Source organism: Streptomyces sp. WAC 06738 (assembly GCF_003945505.1).
GTDB lineage: Bacteria > Actinomycetota > Actinomycetes > Streptomycetales > Streptomycetaceae > Streptomyces.
The window spans coordinates 1123603-1139083 of the sequence record NZ_CP029618.1 but is presented as its reverse complement, the minus strand read 5'-3'; the positions used below and the strand labels follow the sequence as shown (position 1 = coordinate 1139083).

The window sequence follows — 15481 nt, the reverse complement described above, 5'->3', positions numbered from 1 at the left end:
GCGGACCCGGCCCCCCATAATGCCGACCGGTCGGTATGGCGTCCAGGCCCGGCGAACGGGCCGTGGGCGCTACGCGTGACAGGGCATCATCGTGCCGCCGTTCAGCGCCGCCATGTCCGCGAAGTACGCCGCCGCGTCCAGCGGGCGGCCCTCCGGTTCGCCCGCCAGCTCGCTGTACGCCCGGTGCAGGTTCGCCACCAGCCGCTCCGGCTCCCGCAGTTCCGCGAACGCCTCCGGGTCCGCGGCCCGCGCCGTCTCCAGCGGCGTCCGGCCCGCCGCGCGGCCCTGCGCGGCAAGCTCGCCGACGTACCGCAGATACCGCTCCACCGCGTCGAACACGCCCGCGTCCGTCACCGGACCGTGCCCTGGCACCACCGTCTCCGCGCCCAGCGACCGCAGATCCTCCAGCGCCCGCAGCGAACCCCCGAGCGAGCCGAACGCGACGAACGGCGTACCGCCGCAGAGCGCTATGTCCCCGGCGAACACGACCCGCTGCTCCGGCAGCCACACCACCGTGTCGCCGACCGTGTGCGCGGGGCCCGGGTGCAGCAGCCGGACCTCCGCGCCGCCCGCCGTCAGCGTCATCGACTCCGTGTACGTCATCCCCGGCGCCGTCAGCCGCACGTCCCCGTACTCCACCTCCGGCCACAGCAGCTCCAGATGGCGCCCCGCCGCGAGCACCTGCTGCCGGCACGCGGCGTGGCCGACGACCGTGGCGGGGGCGAAGACGCTGTTGCCGTACGTATGGTCGCCGTGGTGGTGGGTGTTGACCACCAGCGCCGGGTCGGGCGCCCCGCTGGCCAGGACCGCCTCGCGCAGCAGCTTCGCCCGGGGCTCGGTGGCGGCGGTGTCGACGAGCAGCGTCGTCGTGCCGTCGCTGACGAAGCCCGCGTTGCTCAGGCACCAGCCGCCGTCCGGCTGGATGTAGGCGTGCACGCCGGTGGCGAGCTGCACGCAGTACGGCGTGCGCGCGGCGTCGACCGCGCGGTCCACGATCTGCGCCGGGGTGCCCTCGATGCCGACCGCCGCCCCGTGCTCGTCGGGCGCCAGTGGTTCGAGCGCGGCGAACTGGGCGTCCAGCACGTCGTGCGGCACGAACAGCTCCTTGCGCTCGGCCAGCCGGGCGCCGACGAGGCGCCGCGAGCCGTCCAGATGGAGGAAGTACAGCCCCGGCACGGCCGCCGCGAGCCGGTCGCGGTCGCGGCGGCGCAGCGCGGGCCTGCTGACGACGCCGCCGCTCGCGGCCCGTCTGCGGAGCCAGCCGGTGACGGCCTCGTCGGGCGGCTCGCCGAGGGCGGGGGAGAGGCCGGCCTCCCGGGCGATGTCGGCGCCGTCCGCGTACGGCACGTTCAGCCGCTCGGCCAGTTCCCGGCCCACCGTGGTCTTGCCGCAGCCGGACACCCCCATCACGACGATCAGCGGCACGGTGACGCCCATGCGCATGCCCCCCCCTCACGACGACTCCTGCCCGCACCGCGGTGCTGCCTGCGAGCTTAGGACCAGGCGCGGGCAGGGACGGCGGCCCGTCGGCGACCCGGAAGCGGACGCGGGGCGTACGGACGGGAGCGTGCGGACGGCGGCCACGGCGGCGTCAGATGAGCAGCACGGCCGCGGAGGTCGCGGACGCCACCAGGCACAGGCCCGCGCCCAGCGCGAGGCCCGGCGCCATCGCCGCCGGTGCGGCGGCGGCCAGTTGGTTTATCCGCCGCTGGCCCACCGCCAGGAACACCAGCCACGTGCACAGCGCCAGCGACAGCCCCGCGTACCCGCCCGCGGAGCCCCCCTCGACGACCACCCGCCGCAGCTCCAGCACCACCACGACCGCGAACGCCAGCGTCGTACGCCGCCACGCGAGCCGCGTCCGCTCCGGCTGCGCCCCGGGGTCCCGGGCGCGGCTCACCGCCCGGCCCCGACCAGCACCACGACGATCAGCACCGCCGCCGCCACCGCCGTGCCCACGGCGAGCAGTCCGGGGAAGCGGGACTCCGGCAGGTCCTCGCCGCGCCGCATCGCGCGCTCGCAGCGGATCCAGTGGTTGACGGCGCGTACCGCGCACACCGCCCCGCCCGCGAGCAGCACGGCGGCGATGGCCGTACGGAAGGGGCGGGACATCTCGGTGAGGAACTGGTCCGCGGCGATGCCGCCGCCGACGAGCGCCAGCGCCGTTCGCACCCAGGCGAGGAACGTCCGCTCGTTGGCGAGCGAGAAGCGGTAGTCCGGCGTGCGGCCCTCGGCCCGCAGCCGCCGGGGCGAGAACCACAGCCGCACGGCGGACGGACGTTCCGGGTCGCTCACGGCCTCGACCCTAACCGAACGCCCCCGCGCACCCCGCGGCCGACCCGCCCCGCCCGCGGGCGGGGAAAGTGGCCGGTGTCCGGCGGTTGACGGGCGGGCGCCCAGTCAACAGGATCTGAACCGACCGGTAACCTTCGGAGGGGCGGCAGCCATGGTCTACGACGCCGACGTCATCGTGATCGGAGCGGGGCTCGCAGGACTCGCCGCGACCGCGGAGCTGGCCGACGCCGGACGCAAGGTCATCCTGCTGGACCAGGAGCCGGAACAGGCGCTCGGCGGCCAGGCGCACTGGTCCTTCGGCGGCCTCTTCTTCGTCGGCTCGCCCGAGCAGCGCCGGCTGCGCATCCGCGACAGCCGCGAGCTGGCCTGGCAGGACTGGCTCGGCACCGCGGGCTTCGACCGCGCCGAGGACCACTGGCCGCGCAAGTGGGCCGAGGCGTACGTCGACTTCGCCAGCGGCGAGAAGCGCGCCTGGCTGCGCGCCCAGGGCATGTCGTTCTTCCCGGTCGTCGGCTGGGCCGAGCGCGGCGGCTACGACGCGGAGGGCCACGGCAACTCCGTACCCCGCTTCCACATCACCTGGGGCACGGGGCCGGGCGTCGTCGCCCCCTTCGAGCGGCGGGTGCGCGAGGCCGCGGAACTCGGCCGCGTCGACATGCGCTTCCGGCACCGCGTCACCGGGCTGGCCCGCAGCGGCGGCGCCGTCGACACCGTCACCGGCGAGATCCTCGAACCCAGCGACGCCCCGCGCGGCACCGCCAGCGGCCGGGAGGTGGCCGACACCTTCGAGCTGCGCGCCCAGGCGGTGATCATCACCTCCGGCGGCATCGGCGGCAACCACGACCTCGTCCGCGCCCACTGGCCGGAGCGGCTCGGCACCCCGCCGGAGAAGCTGCTCTCCGGCGTCCCCGCGCACGTCGACGGGCTGCTGCTCGACATCGCCGGGGCGGCGGGCGGCCGGCTCATCAACCGCGACCGGATGTGGCACTACACCGAGGGCATCGAGAACTGGAACCCCATCTGGGCCCGGCACGGCATCCGGATCCTGCCGGGACCCTCGTCACTGTGGCTGGACGCGACCGGCCGCCGGCTGCCGGTGCCGCTCTTCCCGGGCTTCGACACGCTCGGCACGCTGGAGCACATCATGAAGTCGGGCCACGGCTACACCTGGTTCGTCCTCAGCCAGAAGGTCATCGAGAAGGAGTTCACGCTCTCCGGCAGCGAGCAGAACCCGGACCTGACCGGCAAGAGCGTCCGCGACGTCCTGGGCCGGGCCGGCTCCGGGGCGCCCGCGCCCGTGCAGGCGTTCATGGACAACGGCGTCGACTTCATCGTCGAACGCGACCTCGCCACCCTGGTCCGCAGGATGAACGAGCTGACCGGCGACAAGCTCATCGACGAGGAGGCGCTGCGCCGCACGCTCACCGCCCGCGACCGCGAGATCGACAACGCCTACACGAAGGACATGCAGATCACCGCCCTGCGCGGCGCCCGCAACTTCCTCGGCGACAAGCTCATCCGCGCCGCCTCCCCGCACCGCTTCCTCGACCCGAAGAACGGCCCGCTCATCGCCGTACGGCTGAACATCCTCACCCGCAAGTCCCTCGGCGGGCTGGAGACGGACCTGTCCTCGCGGGTGCTCGCCGAGGGCGGGGAGCCGCTGCCGGGCGTGTACGCGGCCGGGGAGGCCGCCGGCTTCGGCGGCGGCGGCGTCCACGGATACCGCGCGCTGGAGGGCACGTTCCTCGGCGGGTGCCTCTTCTCCGGCCGGGCCGCGGGCCGCGCGGCGGCGAAGGCGGTGGGCTGAGGGGGCGGGTGGCTGTGGCTGTGGGCCCGTACGGGCTCGGCCACCCCCTTACGTGTCCGTGCCCGGCGCGGGCGCCGGATCCGGTACGGCGCCGGGCGCCGTGGCCCGCGTCTCCGAGCGCCGCCCGCGCAGCAGCCCCGCGCCCGCGATGAGCCCGGTGGCCAGCACGGTCACCAGCCCGAACGACACGGTCAGCGACGTCGCGTCGGCGACCTGCCCGATCGCCGCCGGGGCGATGAGCCCGGAGGCGTACATGATCGTCGCCACCCCCGCGATCGCCTGGCTCGGCGCGTGGGCGGACCGGGCCGCCGCCGCGAAGACCACCGGCACGACGACCGCGATGCCCAGCCCCAGCAGCCCGAACCCGGCCATCGCCTGCGCCGCGGCGGACGAGGTGACGATGAGCACCCCGCCGAGCGTCGCCAGCATCCCGCCGGCGCGCACCGTGCGCACCGGGCCGAGACGTTCGACGACCGCGTCGCCCACCAGCCGGGCCACCGCCATCGTCAGCGCGAAGCCCGTGGTGCACGCGGCGGCGAGGCCGGGGGAGGAGCCCATCTCGTCGCGCAGGTAGACCGCCGACCAGTCCAGGCTGGCGCCCTCGGCGAACACCGCGCAGAATCCGACCGCGCCGATGAGCAGCGCCGCGCGCGGCGGCAGCGCGAAGTGCGGCGGCGGCTCCTCGTCGGCGTGCGCGACGGGCTCCAGCACCCAGCGGCAGGCGACGGCCGAGACCGCGGTGAGGACGGCGGCGGCGAGCGCGAAGTGCACCCGGCCGTCCAGCTCGGTGTGCGCGGCGACGGTGCCGGCCGCCGAGCCCGCGAGCGCGCCGCCGCTCCACATGCCGTGCAGCCCGGACATGATCGAGCGGCCGAGCCGCTGTTCCACGTCGACGCCGAGGGCGTTCATCGCGACGTCCGCCATGCCGGCGGTCGCGCCGTACACGAACAGGCCCGCGCAGAGCGTCGCGAGCCCGGGCGCGAGGGCCGGCAGCACCAGCGCGAGACACCACATGACCATCAGCCCGCGCAGCGCGCGGCGGGCGCCGAAGGTGTGGCTGATCCGGCCGGCGAGCGGCATCGCGCTGGCGGCGCCGAGGGCGGGCATGGCGAGCGCGAGACCGAGCTGCCCCGCGCTGATCCCGGCGTGGTCCTGCACCCAGGGGACCCGGGTGGCGAAGCTGCCGGTGACCGCGCCGTGCGCGGCGAACACCGCCGCGACGGCGTACCGCGCCCGCCGTATCTCGCCCGTGCTCGCCACCCGGCCTCCTCCGCCTGTCCGTTCCGCCCGCCCGGTGCCCGCGCCCCCGGGGCCCGTGTCCCCCGTCCAACCAGCTCGATTCCCGCTCACGATCGCACACGAACACCTGGACTCCCGTGCGTTGGTGCGATCTTTCCCGGCGTCCGGGGTCTTGCCTCGGGCCGCCGCGCCCTCTACGTTTTGCGATCGGACATCCCACCTCCTACGTCCCATGACTTCGGAGTCGCCGCATGCGCACCTCGACAAGCCTCCTCTTCCTCTCCGCGACCGCCCTGCTCGGCACCCTGGCCGCGGGCCCCGGCACGGCGGCGGCCGACGCCGGGGCCACGGCGTCCGGCCAGGCCCGCTGCACCTCCTCCGTCCCCTACAGATCCGGCGAGGGCGGCTACGCCACGTACCGCATCCCCGCCACCGTGAAGACCCGCGGCGGCTCCCTCCTCGCCTTCGCCGAGGGCCGTGTCGGCGGCGCCGGGGACACCGGCAACATCGACGTCGTCGTCCGCCGCTCCGAGGACGGCGGCTGCACCTGGGGCCCGATGTCCGTCGTTGCCGCGGGCGGCGGCGACACCCGTGGCAACCCGGCGCCCGTCGTCGACCCGGAGACCGGCGACCTGGTGCTCGTCACCTCGTACAACAGCGGCAAGGTCACCGAGGCGCAGATCATGCGCGGCGAGGTCACCGCCGAGCAGAGCCGGCGGGTCTTCGTGCAGCGCTCCACCGACGACGGCCGCACGTTCGACGCGCCGCGGGAGATCACCGCCGACGTCAAGCTGCCGCAGTGGCGCTGGTACGCGACCGGCCCCGGCCACGCCGTCGCCCTCCAGCACGGGCCGAACCGCGGCCGGCTCGTCATCCCCTCGAACCACTCCACCGCCCCGCCGGCCGGCTCCGCGGACACCGGGCAGGAGGCCCGGTACTACGGCGCCCACGCCATCTACAGCGACGACGGCGGCCGCTCCTGGAAGAGGGGCTTCGTCGACGACGAGTACGAGGGCGAGATCAACAGCAACGAGAACATCGCGGCCGAACTGCCCGACGGCCGCCTGTACTTCAGCACCCGCGACCAGAACGGCACCGCTCCCGGCAACCGTCTCGACGCCTACTCCAGCGACGGCGGCGCGACCCTCGACCGGCCGTACCGGGTGCAGCCGGACCTCGGCGAGGTGCCGGTCGTCCAGGCGAGCGTGCTCCAGCCCGTGGGCCGGCACGCGCCGCTGCTCTTCTCCGGGCCCTCGAACCCCGCCAAGCGCGAGAAGCTGGCGGTCTGGCGCAGCGACGACGCGGGGCGCCACTTCACCAAGGTGACGACGCTGTCGCAGCAGCCGGCGGCGTACTCGGACCTGGTGCAGGTGAACGGCCAGACGATCGGGGTCCTGTACGAGACGGGCGCGGCCGGGTCGTACGAGACGATCGAGTTCCGCCGCCTGGACCTGCGGAACCTCGGCGGCTGACGCCCCCGGCGGCGACCGGCGGTGCCTGGCGGCCGGCCGGTCGCCGCCGGCGGGAGCAGAGAACCGGCGGGAGGGCGCCGGGCCATCCCCCTGGCCCGCCCCTCCCGCCGGCGTACGGCACCGGAGCCCCGTCAGCGCAGCCCCGCCGCGGCGAGGTGCTTCTCCACCCGCCGTACCTCCTCGGTGTCCAGCGGGATCTGCGGCAGCATCGTCGCCGGGCAGTCGATGACGCCGCGCAGATGCAGGGCCGCCTTGAACGCCCCGAGCGCCGACGAGCTCATGCCCATCCGCGCCGGGTCGCCGCTCCTCACCATCCCGAAGAGGGCGAGCAGCCGCTCCTGTTCGGTCCTGGCCGACTCCCAGTCGCCCTCCCGCGCGCTGCGGTACAGCCGCACGTAGCCGTGCGGGTCGACGTTGCCCAGGCCCGGGACGACGCCGTGGGCGCCCATCGCCAGCGCGCTGTCCACCATCGTCTCGGAGCCCGTCAGGGCGGAGAAGCCCGCGACCTCGTCCCGGACGCCGACGATGACGCGGCGCAGCCCCGTCTCGTCGCCGCTGGAGTCCTTCAGCCCGGCCAGCACCCCGTCGGCGGCGAGCCGGAGCACCAGGTCGTGGCCGAGCTTGGTGTGCACGGACACGGGCAGGTCGTAGGCGTAGACCGGCGCGCCGGTGCGGCCGGCGACCTCGCGGAAGTGCCGGTCGATCTCCGCCGGGTGGGTGCGGGTGTAGAACGGGGCGGTGACGACGAGCGCGTCCGCGCCGGCGTCGAGCGCGCTGCGGGCGTGGTCGAGCACGCGCGGCGTCGTCATGTCGATCGCGCCGGCGAGCACGGGCAGTTGGCCGCCGACGTGCCGTACCACCGTGTCCACCACGGCCCTGCGCTGCTCGTCCCTGAGGTAGGCGGCCTCCGAGGACGAGCCGAGCACGAAGAGCCCGTCGACGCCCCCCGCCACGAGGAAGTCCACCAGCCTGATCAGCGAGGCGGTGTCCACCTCGGCGTCCGGCGTCAGGGGGGTGCAGACGGGCGGTACGACGCCGGTCAGGTGGGTGGGACGGGTCATGCGCTCTCCTTCGCTTGGATCACGAGATCACGGGTGCTCTCCCCGGCGGCCACCGGATGGTGGCAGCGGAACCGGTGGGACTGCGCCGCCTGCGTGACCTCCGGCATGGCCGCGGCGCACTCCGCCGTGGCCTTCCAGCACCGGGTACGGAACGGGCAGCCGCTCGGCGGCCGGGTCGCCGACGGCACGGGGCCGACGAGCGGGATCGGGTCGATGGGGTCGAGGAGCCCCGGCGTCGCCGAGAACAGTGCCCGCGTGTAGGGGTGCCGGGCGGTGTCCGTGCTGTGCTCCGCCGGGGAGTCGCCGCCGGAGCCCAGCGCGACGGCCGGCGCCTCCTCCACGATCCTGCCCAGGTACATGGTGATGACGCGGTCGCTCATCCGCCGCACCGTCTGGATGTCGTGCGAGACGAAGACCAGCGCCAGGTTCAGCCGCTCCTTCAGGTCCAGCAGCAGGTTGAGGATCTGCGCCCGTACGGACACGTCCAGCGCGGACGTCGGCTCGTCCGCCACCACCAGGTCCGGCTCCAGCGCCAGGGCCCGGGCGATCGCCACCCGCTGCCGCTGGCCGCCGGACAACTGGCCCGGCAGCGCGTCAGCGAGCACCGGCGGCAGGCCGACGAGGGCCATCAGCTCCCGGACCCGCTCGGTGCGCTGGGCGGCCGTGCCGCGGCGGTGCACGTCGAGCGGATCGCGGAGGATCTGCCGGATCGGCAGCCGCCGGTTGAGGGCGGTCGACGGGTCCTGGAAGATCATGCCCGTGCCGGTGCCGATGGCCGCACGCCGCTCGCCGCCGTCCATCTTCCAGATGTCGCGGCCCCGGAACTCCACCGTGCCCGCCGTCGGTTCCTCCACCCCGACCAGCACCTTCGCCAGCGTCGACTTGCCGCAGCCGGACTCGCCGACCACGCCGACCGTCTCGCCCGCGGCGATCGTCAGGTCCGCACCGGTGAGCGCGTACACCCGGTCGCGGGCGAACAGGCCCCCGGTGCGCGCCCGGTGCACCACGTGCGCGTCCCGTACGGTGATGAGCGGCGGCGGCGCACCGCCGCCCTCGACCAGCCCCTCGCCCCCGACCAGGGACTCGCTCGCCAGCTCGCCGACCGGCCCCGGCCCGCCGCTGTCCTTCGCGCTCATCGCAGCGCCTCCTTCTCCGCCTCGCCCGCGGCGGCGACCGCCGGTTCGACCGCCGGGTGGTGGCACGCCACCTCGTGCTTGCGTTCCTCGCCGACCAGTTCCGGCGCGGTGTCCCGACACGCGGCGCTCGCCATCGGGCAGCGGTCGGCGAACCGGCAGCCGGCCGGGAAGTCGGCCGGGGAGGGCACGACGCCGCGGATCTGCGTCAGCCGCTCCTGGGCCGACTCCAGCGACAGCACCGAGCCCAGCAGCCCGCGGGTGTAATGGTGGGAGGGCGCCTCGACGAGGTCGGCGGTGACGCCGGTCTCGACGATCTGCCCGCCGTACATGACGACCACCCGGTCGGTGACGTCGGAGATCAGCGCCAGATCGTGGCTGACCAGGATGAGCGCGAAGCCCAGCTCCTCGCGCAGCCGCAGCAGCAGCTCGATGACCTGCGCCTGGACCGTGACGTCGAGCGCGGTCGTCGGCTCGTCGGCGACGATGAGCTTCGGGTTGCGCGACAGCGCCATGGCGATGAGCACCCGCTGCCGCTGCCCGCCGGACAGCTCGTGCGGATAGCTGCGCAGCGTCCGGCCCGGGTCGAGGCCCACCAGCTCCAGCAGTTCGGTCGCGGTACGCGTACCGCCGCGCCGGATCAACTGCTTGAGCTGGGCGTGGATCGTCATCGCCGGGTTGAGCGAGCTGAGCGCGTCCTGGTAGATCATCGCCATCTCGTGGCCGAGCAGCTTGCGGCGTACCCGCATCGGCAGGCCGACCAGCTCCCGGCCGTCGAAGACGACGCTGCCGCGCACCCGCGCGCCCGCCGGCTCCAGGCCCATCACCGTCAGCGCGGTGAGCGACTTGCCGCAGCCCGACTCGCCGACGAGGCCGAGGACTTCGCCGGGCCTGACGTCGAAGCTGATGCCGTCGACGATGTCCACGCCCGCGTGCCGCTGGTCGAAGCCGATGGCCAGGTCCCTCACCGCCAGCACCGGCTCGCCGCCGGGCAACGGCCGGGCCCGTTCGCGCAGCCTGCGCGCGGCCTCGGCGAGACCCGGCAGCTCCAGCACCTTGCCGGTGCCGGGCGCGGCGGCCTCGATCCGGTCCTCGGCGCCGGCCTCCTTCACCGCCACGCTCTCGGACCGCCGGGAGGCGGGCGCCGCCCAGGCGTCCGAGATGCCCTCGGAGAGGATGTTGAGCGCCAGCACGGTCAGCAGCATCAGCAGGCCCGGGAAGACCGTGGCCCACCAGCCGCCGAGCAGCACCATGTTCTTGCCGTCCGCGATGACGCTGCCCCAGGACGGGTCCGGCGGGCGGACGCCCGCGCCGATGAAGGACAGCGACGCCTCGAAGACGATCGCCTCGGCGACCTGCACGGTGCAGAACACCAGGATCGGCGCGGCGCAGTTGATGGCGACGTGCTTGACGATGATGTGCGGCGTACGGGCCCCGATGACCCGTTCCGCGGTCACGTAGTCCTCGCCGTACTGATCCAGCACGTTGGCCCGGACGACGCGCGCGATCGGCGGCACGTACAGGAACGCGATGGCGCACACCAGCACCGGGATGCTGCCGCCGAAGACGGCCACGAGCACCGCGGCCAGCGCGATCCCCGGGAACGCCATGACGATGTCCAGGCAGCGCATGACGAACTCGTCCACCGCCTTGCGGGAGGTGGCGGCGATCGCCCCGAGCACCGCCCCGGCGACCAGCGCGAGCAGCGTGGCGCCCAGCCCGATGATCAGCGACCACCGGGCCCCGTACATCAGCCGGCTGAGGATGTCGCGGCCGAGGCTGTCCTGCCCCATCCAGTGGCCGGCGGACGGGTGTCCGGTGCCGCCGGCCTGCGCCTGCTGGTCCAGCGGGTCGTGCGGGGCGAGCAGCGGCGCGAAGACCGCGACCAGCACCACCAGGGTGAGCAGGCCCAGCGAGATCCGGGACGTCCAGGGCAGCCGGCCGAGCCCGCGGAGCCGCAGGCCGGGCCGGGACAGCCGCTCCGCGAGCTTCTGGCGGCCCCCGAGGGTGGCGAGCATCAGGCGGCACTCCTCAGTCGGGGGTTGACCAGCAGGTAGAGGATGTCGATGACGAGGTTGACGACGACGAAGGCGACGGCGACGGTCAGCACCACGCCCTGCACCACCGCGGGGTCGCCGTTCTTCACCGCGTTGATCATCAACGTGCCCATGCCGGGCAGCGAGAAGATCGTCTCGATCACGACGGCGCCGCCGAGCAGATAGCCCACCCGGAGGCCGAGCACGGTCAGCGGGTTGACCAGGGCGTTGCGCAGCACGTTGCGGCCGACCACGACGACCGGCGGCAGCCCGCTGCCGATCGCCGTGCGCACGTAGTCCTTGTCCAGCTCCTCCACCACCGCGGTGCGGACGATGCGGGTGAGCTGCGCGGCGACGTGCAGCGACAGCGCGACGGCCGGCAGCGTCATGGTCTTGAGCCAGCCCGTGAAGGAGTCGCCCGGATTGACGTACCCCCCGGAGGGGAACCACCCCCAGTCCACCGCCAGGTACTGGATCAGCAGCAGCGCCACCCAGAAGGCGGGCGCGGCGACGCCGATCAGCGAGACGATGCGGATCACCTGGTCCGGGATGCGGTCGCGGTAGATCGCGGCCGTGACCCCGAAGAGCACCGACAGCACTATCGCGAGGGCGAGCCCGAGGAAGGTGAGCTGCATGGTCAGGGGCAGCGCGGTGGTCACCTGGTCGATGACCGGCCGGCCGTTGAGCGCGCTGAGCCCCATGTCGCCCTTGAGCAGGTCGCCGACGAAGGCGGCGTAGCGGACGGGCAGGGGGTCGTTGAGCCCGTGCTCCTCGCGGTACTCCTCAAGCTGCTGCTCGGTGGGGTTGGCACCCTGGAAGTTCGCCACCGCCGGGTCGATGTCCGAGAAGCGCATGACGAGGAAGACGAACAGCACGATCCCGAGCATCAGCGGGACGAGCAGGGCGATGCGGCGTAGCAGCATCCTGGCGATCTGGGCCACGTACGTGAGCTCCTAGCCTTGACTGACCGTGACGGCCCCGCCCTACGCGGGCTTGGCCTTGAGGAGGTTGATGCCGGGGTAGGGCTGCGGCTGGATCCCGGTGATCTTGCCGTCGTCCCAGGCGGTGACCAGCTCGGTGTGGACCACGGGGTAGATGACCGCGTTCTCCGCGATGACGTCCAGGTACTCCTGCGTCATCTGCTTCTTCTTCTCCTGGTCCGGCTCGCGCGTGGCCGCGTCCATGAGCCGGAACAACTGCTTGGCCTCGGAGGCCTGGGACCAGCGGGCGTAGTCCATCCAGACGTTCTCGGCCGTGTAGTTGTAGCGGAGGATGAGATCCGCGTCGATGCCGAGCTGGTTGGGGTTCGAGGCGGAGGCGACGACCTGGTAGTTCGCCTTCTGGTCCAGCTTGGTGAAGAGGGCGGAGGTCTCCTGCGGTTCGAGCGTGGTCTCCACGCCGATGGCGTCCCAGGACTCCTTGATGGTCGGGATGCAGTCCGCGATCCAGCTCACGGTCGACGCCATGAGCGTCACCTTCAGCCCGCTGACCCCGGCGTCCTCCAGCAGCGCCCTGGCCTTGTCCGGGTCGTAGCCGTAGACGGTCTTGGCCTTGCGGTACGTGGGGTTGCCCTCGTCGAGGAAGGAGCTGGCGGCCTTGCCGTAGCCCTTCAGGCCCGCCTCGATCATCTTGTCGGTGTCGATGGCGTAGTGCAGCGCCTGGCGCACGCGTACGTCGTCGAAGGGCGCCCGCTCGGTGTTGAAGAGCAGGAACATGTGGTTCATGCCGGCCCCGCCCTCGACGGTGAGGCCGTCCTGCTCCAACTGCTTCACGTTGGCGTACGGGATGTTGTCGGAGATCTGCGCGCCGGCGCTCTCGCCGGAGATCTTCGCGACCCGGGGGGCGGCGTCCACGATGGAGAGCCAGTTCATCTTCTTGAAGTTCGCCTTGCGCGGGCCGTTGTAGTCCGCGTACGCCTCGAAGGAGGTGTTCGACAGCGGCTGGTTGGCCGTCATCCTGTACGGGCCCGAGCCCACGGTGACCTCGGGCAGGCCGGTGTCGAGGTCTTTCCAGGCGCCGGACTTGCCGAGGATGTGCTTGGGGAGGATCTTCGCCAGGGTGAGCCGGGACAGCCCGTCCGGGAAGGGGAAGGCGAGTACCAGGTCGACGGTGTCGTCCCCGGTCTTCTTCACCTCCTTCAGCCAGCCGGCGAAGAATCCGTGGGCGAGGGTCTGGGTCTTGGTGTCGAGTATCCGGTCGAAGGTGAACACCACGTCGTCGGCGGTGACCGGCTTGCCGTCGTGCCAGGTGGCCCCGGAGCGCAGGGTGAACGACCAGGTCTCGGCGCCGGTGTCGGCGGGCAGTTCGGTCGCCAGCGCGGGGTAGGGCTCGCGGGTGATGGGGTCGGTGTCGAGCAGCCCCTCGAAGATGTGGTGGTTGGCCGCCACGGAGAACGCGGACGCGGTCAGCGTGGGGTCCCAGCTCTGGTCGTTGCCGTACCCGATGACGGCGGTGACGGAGTCCCCGCCGCCGCCCCCGCCGGTGTCCGAGGTCGAGTCCGGACCTCCCGAGCAGGCGGCCAGCGCCGGCGCCATGACGCCGAAGGCGCTCAGCGCCCCGCCGTACTGCAGCACTCGCCGGCGGTCGACGCCCGGCTCTGGTGATACGTCGCTCACGGTGCCTCCAGGAGGGGAAAACAAGGAGATGGCGCCGCGCCTGTCCCTGTCCCGGGGAAAGGCGGGGTCGTGGGAGGTCCTACGTTCTACCTCTTGGCGGTGAACATAGAAGTTGGCCGGGAGGAAGGTCAAGAGGTCGGCGGCAAGCGTTATCCGGTGTCAACCACGACCGAGCCGGGCGTCGACGACGATCTCCCCCGGCTCCGCGCGCCCTTCCGGCGCGTCGTCCAGGGCACGGTGCAGCGCGAGTACGTCCGCCTCCGGCCGTCCTGCGCCGGGAGCGCCGGCCGTGGCGCCCGACGGGCCGGGGGTCATGGAGTGGGGAGGTTGCGGTGGCGGACCGAGGTGCGCCAGGACTCGACGCGGGGCTGGTCCGGGGACTCCGGGAGGGGGCTCGCGGGCAGGGCACTGTCGAGGCGGGTGGCCGGCTCCGCGGTCCACGCGGTCACGTGGTCCCAGGTCGGCTCGCCGCGGCCGAACGTGCGGTGGACCTGCCGGGAGAGGAACGCCGGGCGGATCTCACGCGGTTCCGCGCCGCGCGGCGTGCGGGGCTCGACCGGTGGGGAGGGGAGCACTTCGAGCAGGTCCGGATTCCCGTCGAGCGCGAGCGCGCGGCAGCGCTCCACCTCCCGGCCGAACTGCTCGGGCAGCGGCCCCTCCCAGTGGGCCGGCGGCTTCTCCAGCCGCCGGAACCACTCCGTCGCCGCGACGTACACCCCGCACCGGCTGGTGCCGGATGCCGGCGTCGCCAGGCCGAAGGCGCGCGAACCCGCCACCACCGCGAGGATGGTGTGCTTCCCGACCAGCGGTCCGCCGCGCTCCACCCGGCCATCCTCGCCGGGCCCCGCCGCCGCCCGCCAGGGGTTTTACGGTCCTGGCCGCCGCCCCCGGGTCACGACACCTGCGCCAGCACCTCGGCGGCGATCAGCTCCAGGTGGTCCAGGTCGGACAGGTCGAGGATCTGGAGGTAGAAGCGCTGCGAGCCGGCCGCGGCGTAGCGGCCGAGCTTCTCGACCACCTCCGCCGGGGTGCCGGCCAGGCCGTTCTCCTTCAGCTCCGGCACCTGCCTGCCGATGGCCGCCGCCCGGCGCGCCACCTCCGCGTCGTCCTTGCCGACGCAGGCGACGAGCGCGTTGGAGTAGACCAGGTCGGACGGCGTCCGGCCGGCGGCCTCGGCCGCCTCGCGGACCCGGGCGAACTGCCGCTCGGTGTCCGCCGCCGAGCTGAACGGCACGTTGAACTCCGCCGCGTAGCGGGCGGCCAGCGCCGGGGTGCGCTTCGGGCCCATGCCGCCGATCAGCACCGGCAGTGGCGCCTGCACCGGCTTCGGCAGCGCGGGGGAGTCCCGCAGCTCGTAGTGCGTGCCGGAGTAGCTGAAGGTCTCGCCGGTCGGCGTGCCCCACAGCCCCGTCACGATCGCGAGCTGCTCCTCCAGCCGGGCGAACTTCTCCTTCGGGAACGGGATCCCGTACGCGGTGTGCTCGTCCTCGAACCACCCCGCCCCGATACCCATCTCGACCCGCCCGCCGGACATCTGGTCCACCTGCGCCACCTGGATGGCCAGCGGCCCCGGCAGCCGGAACGTGGCGGCGGTCATCAGCGTGCCGAGCCGGATCCGGCGGGTCTCGCGGGCCAGGCCCGCCAGCGTCACCCAGGCGTCCGTCGGCCCGGGCAGGCCGCTCACGTCGCCCATCTTCAGATAGTGGTCGGAGCGGAAGAAGGCGTCGAAGCCGAGGTCCTCGGTGGCGCGGGCCACGGTCAGGAGGGTGTCGTACGAGGCGCCCTGCTGTGGTTCTGTGAAGATGCGGAGATCCATGGGAGCC

At 73.6% G+C, this 15481-nt stretch carries 14 protein-coding genes; 2 read left to right on the top strand and 12 right to left on the bottom strand.

The annotated features are described in order from the left end of the window. Positions 1–69: 69 nt before the first annotated feature. From DMB38_RS04655 to DMB38_RS04645, 3 genes are all read right to left on the bottom strand, one after another. Positions 70–993: an MBL fold metallo-hydrolase gene (locus DMB38_RS04655; RefSeq protein ID WP_240662667.1), complete on the bottom strand. Its 924-nt coding sequence runs from the start codon at positions 991–993 to the stop codon at positions 70–72. A 598-nt stretch (positions 994–1591) separates the two neighbouring features. Then, positions 1592–1900 carry a DUF202 domain-containing protein gene (locus tag DMB38_RS04650; protein ID WP_125934072.1) on the bottom strand — a complete coding sequence of 103 codons (309 nt, stop codon included), beginning with the start codon at positions 1898–1900 and terminating at the stop codon, positions 1592–1594. Continuing rightward, positions 1897–2295: a DUF202 domain-containing protein gene (locus tag DMB38_RS04645; RefSeq protein ID WP_047014931.1), complete on the bottom strand. Its 399-nt coding sequence runs from the start codon at positions 2293–2295 to the stop codon at positions 1897–1899. The genes DMB38_RS04650 and DMB38_RS04645 overlap by 4 nt, the downstream gene beginning before the upstream one ends. Before the next feature lie 151 nt (positions 2296–2446). Here DMB38_RS04645 and DMB38_RS04640 point away from each other — a divergent pair, with 151 nt between their 5' ends. Beyond that, positions 2447–4102 carry an FAD-binding dehydrogenase gene (locus DMB38_RS04640; RefSeq protein ID WP_125934071.1) on the top strand — a complete coding sequence of 552 codons (1656 nt, stop codon included), beginning with the start codon at positions 2447–2449 and terminating at the stop codon, positions 4100–4102. A 48-nt stretch (positions 4103–4150) separates the two neighbouring features. On the opposite strand, the gene DMB38_RS04635 is transcribed toward DMB38_RS04640, so the two are convergent. Beyond that, positions 4151–5362 (bottom strand): MFS transporter, encoded by a 1212-nt coding sequence (locus DMB38_RS04635; protein WP_125934070.1) that lies wholly within the window; start codon positions 5360–5362, stop codon positions 4151–4153. A gap of 230 nt (positions 5363–5592) precedes the next feature. Between DMB38_RS04635 and DMB38_RS04630 the strand changes: the two genes are divergently transcribed. After that, the gene (locus DMB38_RS04630) at positions 5593–6813 is read left to right on the top strand and encodes a sialidase family protein (RefSeq protein WP_125934069.1); all 1221 of its coding nucleotides are present in this window, start codon (positions 5593–5595) and stop codon (positions 6811–6813) included. Positions 6814–6944: 131 nt separating this feature from the next. Here DMB38_RS04630 and DMB38_RS04625 read toward each other — a convergent pair whose 3' ends face one another. The 8 genes from DMB38_RS04625 to DMB38_RS04590 all read right to left on the bottom strand — a co-directional run bounded on the left by DMB38_RS04625 (position 6945) and on the right by DMB38_RS04590 (position 15474). Beyond that, positions 6945–7874, bottom strand: coding sequence for a dihydrodipicolinate synthase family protein (locus DMB38_RS04625; RefSeq protein ID WP_125934068.1), 930 nt, complete (start codon positions 7872–7874; stop codon positions 6945–6947). Beyond that, the gene (locus DMB38_RS04620) at positions 7871–9010 is read right to left on the bottom strand and encodes an ABC transporter ATP-binding protein (RefSeq protein ID WP_125934067.1); all 1140 of its coding nucleotides are present in this window, start codon (positions 9008–9010) and stop codon (positions 7871–7873) included. The genes DMB38_RS04625 and DMB38_RS04620 overlap by 4 nt, the downstream gene beginning before the upstream one ends. Continuing rightward, positions 9007–11025, bottom strand: a complete 2019-nt coding sequence (locus tag DMB38_RS04615) for a dipeptide/oligopeptide/nickel ABC transporter permease/ATP-binding protein (protein ID WP_125934066.1) — start codon at positions 11023–11025, stop codon at positions 9007–9009. Before DMB38_RS04615 ends, DMB38_RS04620 begins: the two co-directional genes overlap by 4 nt. Continuing rightward, a complete protein-coding gene (locus DMB38_RS04610; RefSeq protein WP_125934065.1) occupies positions 11025–11984 on the bottom strand; it encodes an ABC transporter permease in 960 nt (319 codons plus the stop codon). The genes DMB38_RS04615 and DMB38_RS04610 overlap by 1 nt, the downstream gene beginning before the upstream one ends. 42 nt (positions 11985–12026) lie before the next feature. Then, positions 12027–13658, bottom strand: a complete 1632-nt coding sequence (locus DMB38_RS04605; RefSeq protein ID WP_164715924.1) for an ABC transporter substrate-binding protein — start codon at positions 13656–13658, stop codon at positions 12027–12029. A 159-nt stretch (positions 13659–13817) separates the two neighbouring features. Then, entirely contained in the window at positions 13818–13973 is a 156-nt protein-coding gene (locus DMB38_RS04600; protein WP_240661971.1) for a hypothetical protein, read from the bottom strand. Beyond that, positions 13970–14482 (bottom strand): nucleotidyltransferase domain-containing protein, encoded by a 513-nt coding sequence (locus DMB38_RS04595; protein ID WP_125934064.1) that lies wholly within the window; start codon positions 14480–14482, stop codon positions 13970–13972. The genes DMB38_RS04600 and DMB38_RS04595 overlap by 4 nt, the downstream gene beginning before the upstream one ends. Positions 14483–14550: 68 nt before the next feature. Continuing rightward, positions 14551–15474 carry an LLM class F420-dependent oxidoreductase gene (locus DMB38_RS04590; protein ID WP_125934063.1) on the bottom strand — a complete coding sequence of 308 codons (924 nt, stop codon included), beginning with the start codon at positions 15472–15474 and terminating at the stop codon, positions 14551–14553. Positions 15475–15481: the final 7 nt, after the last annotated feature.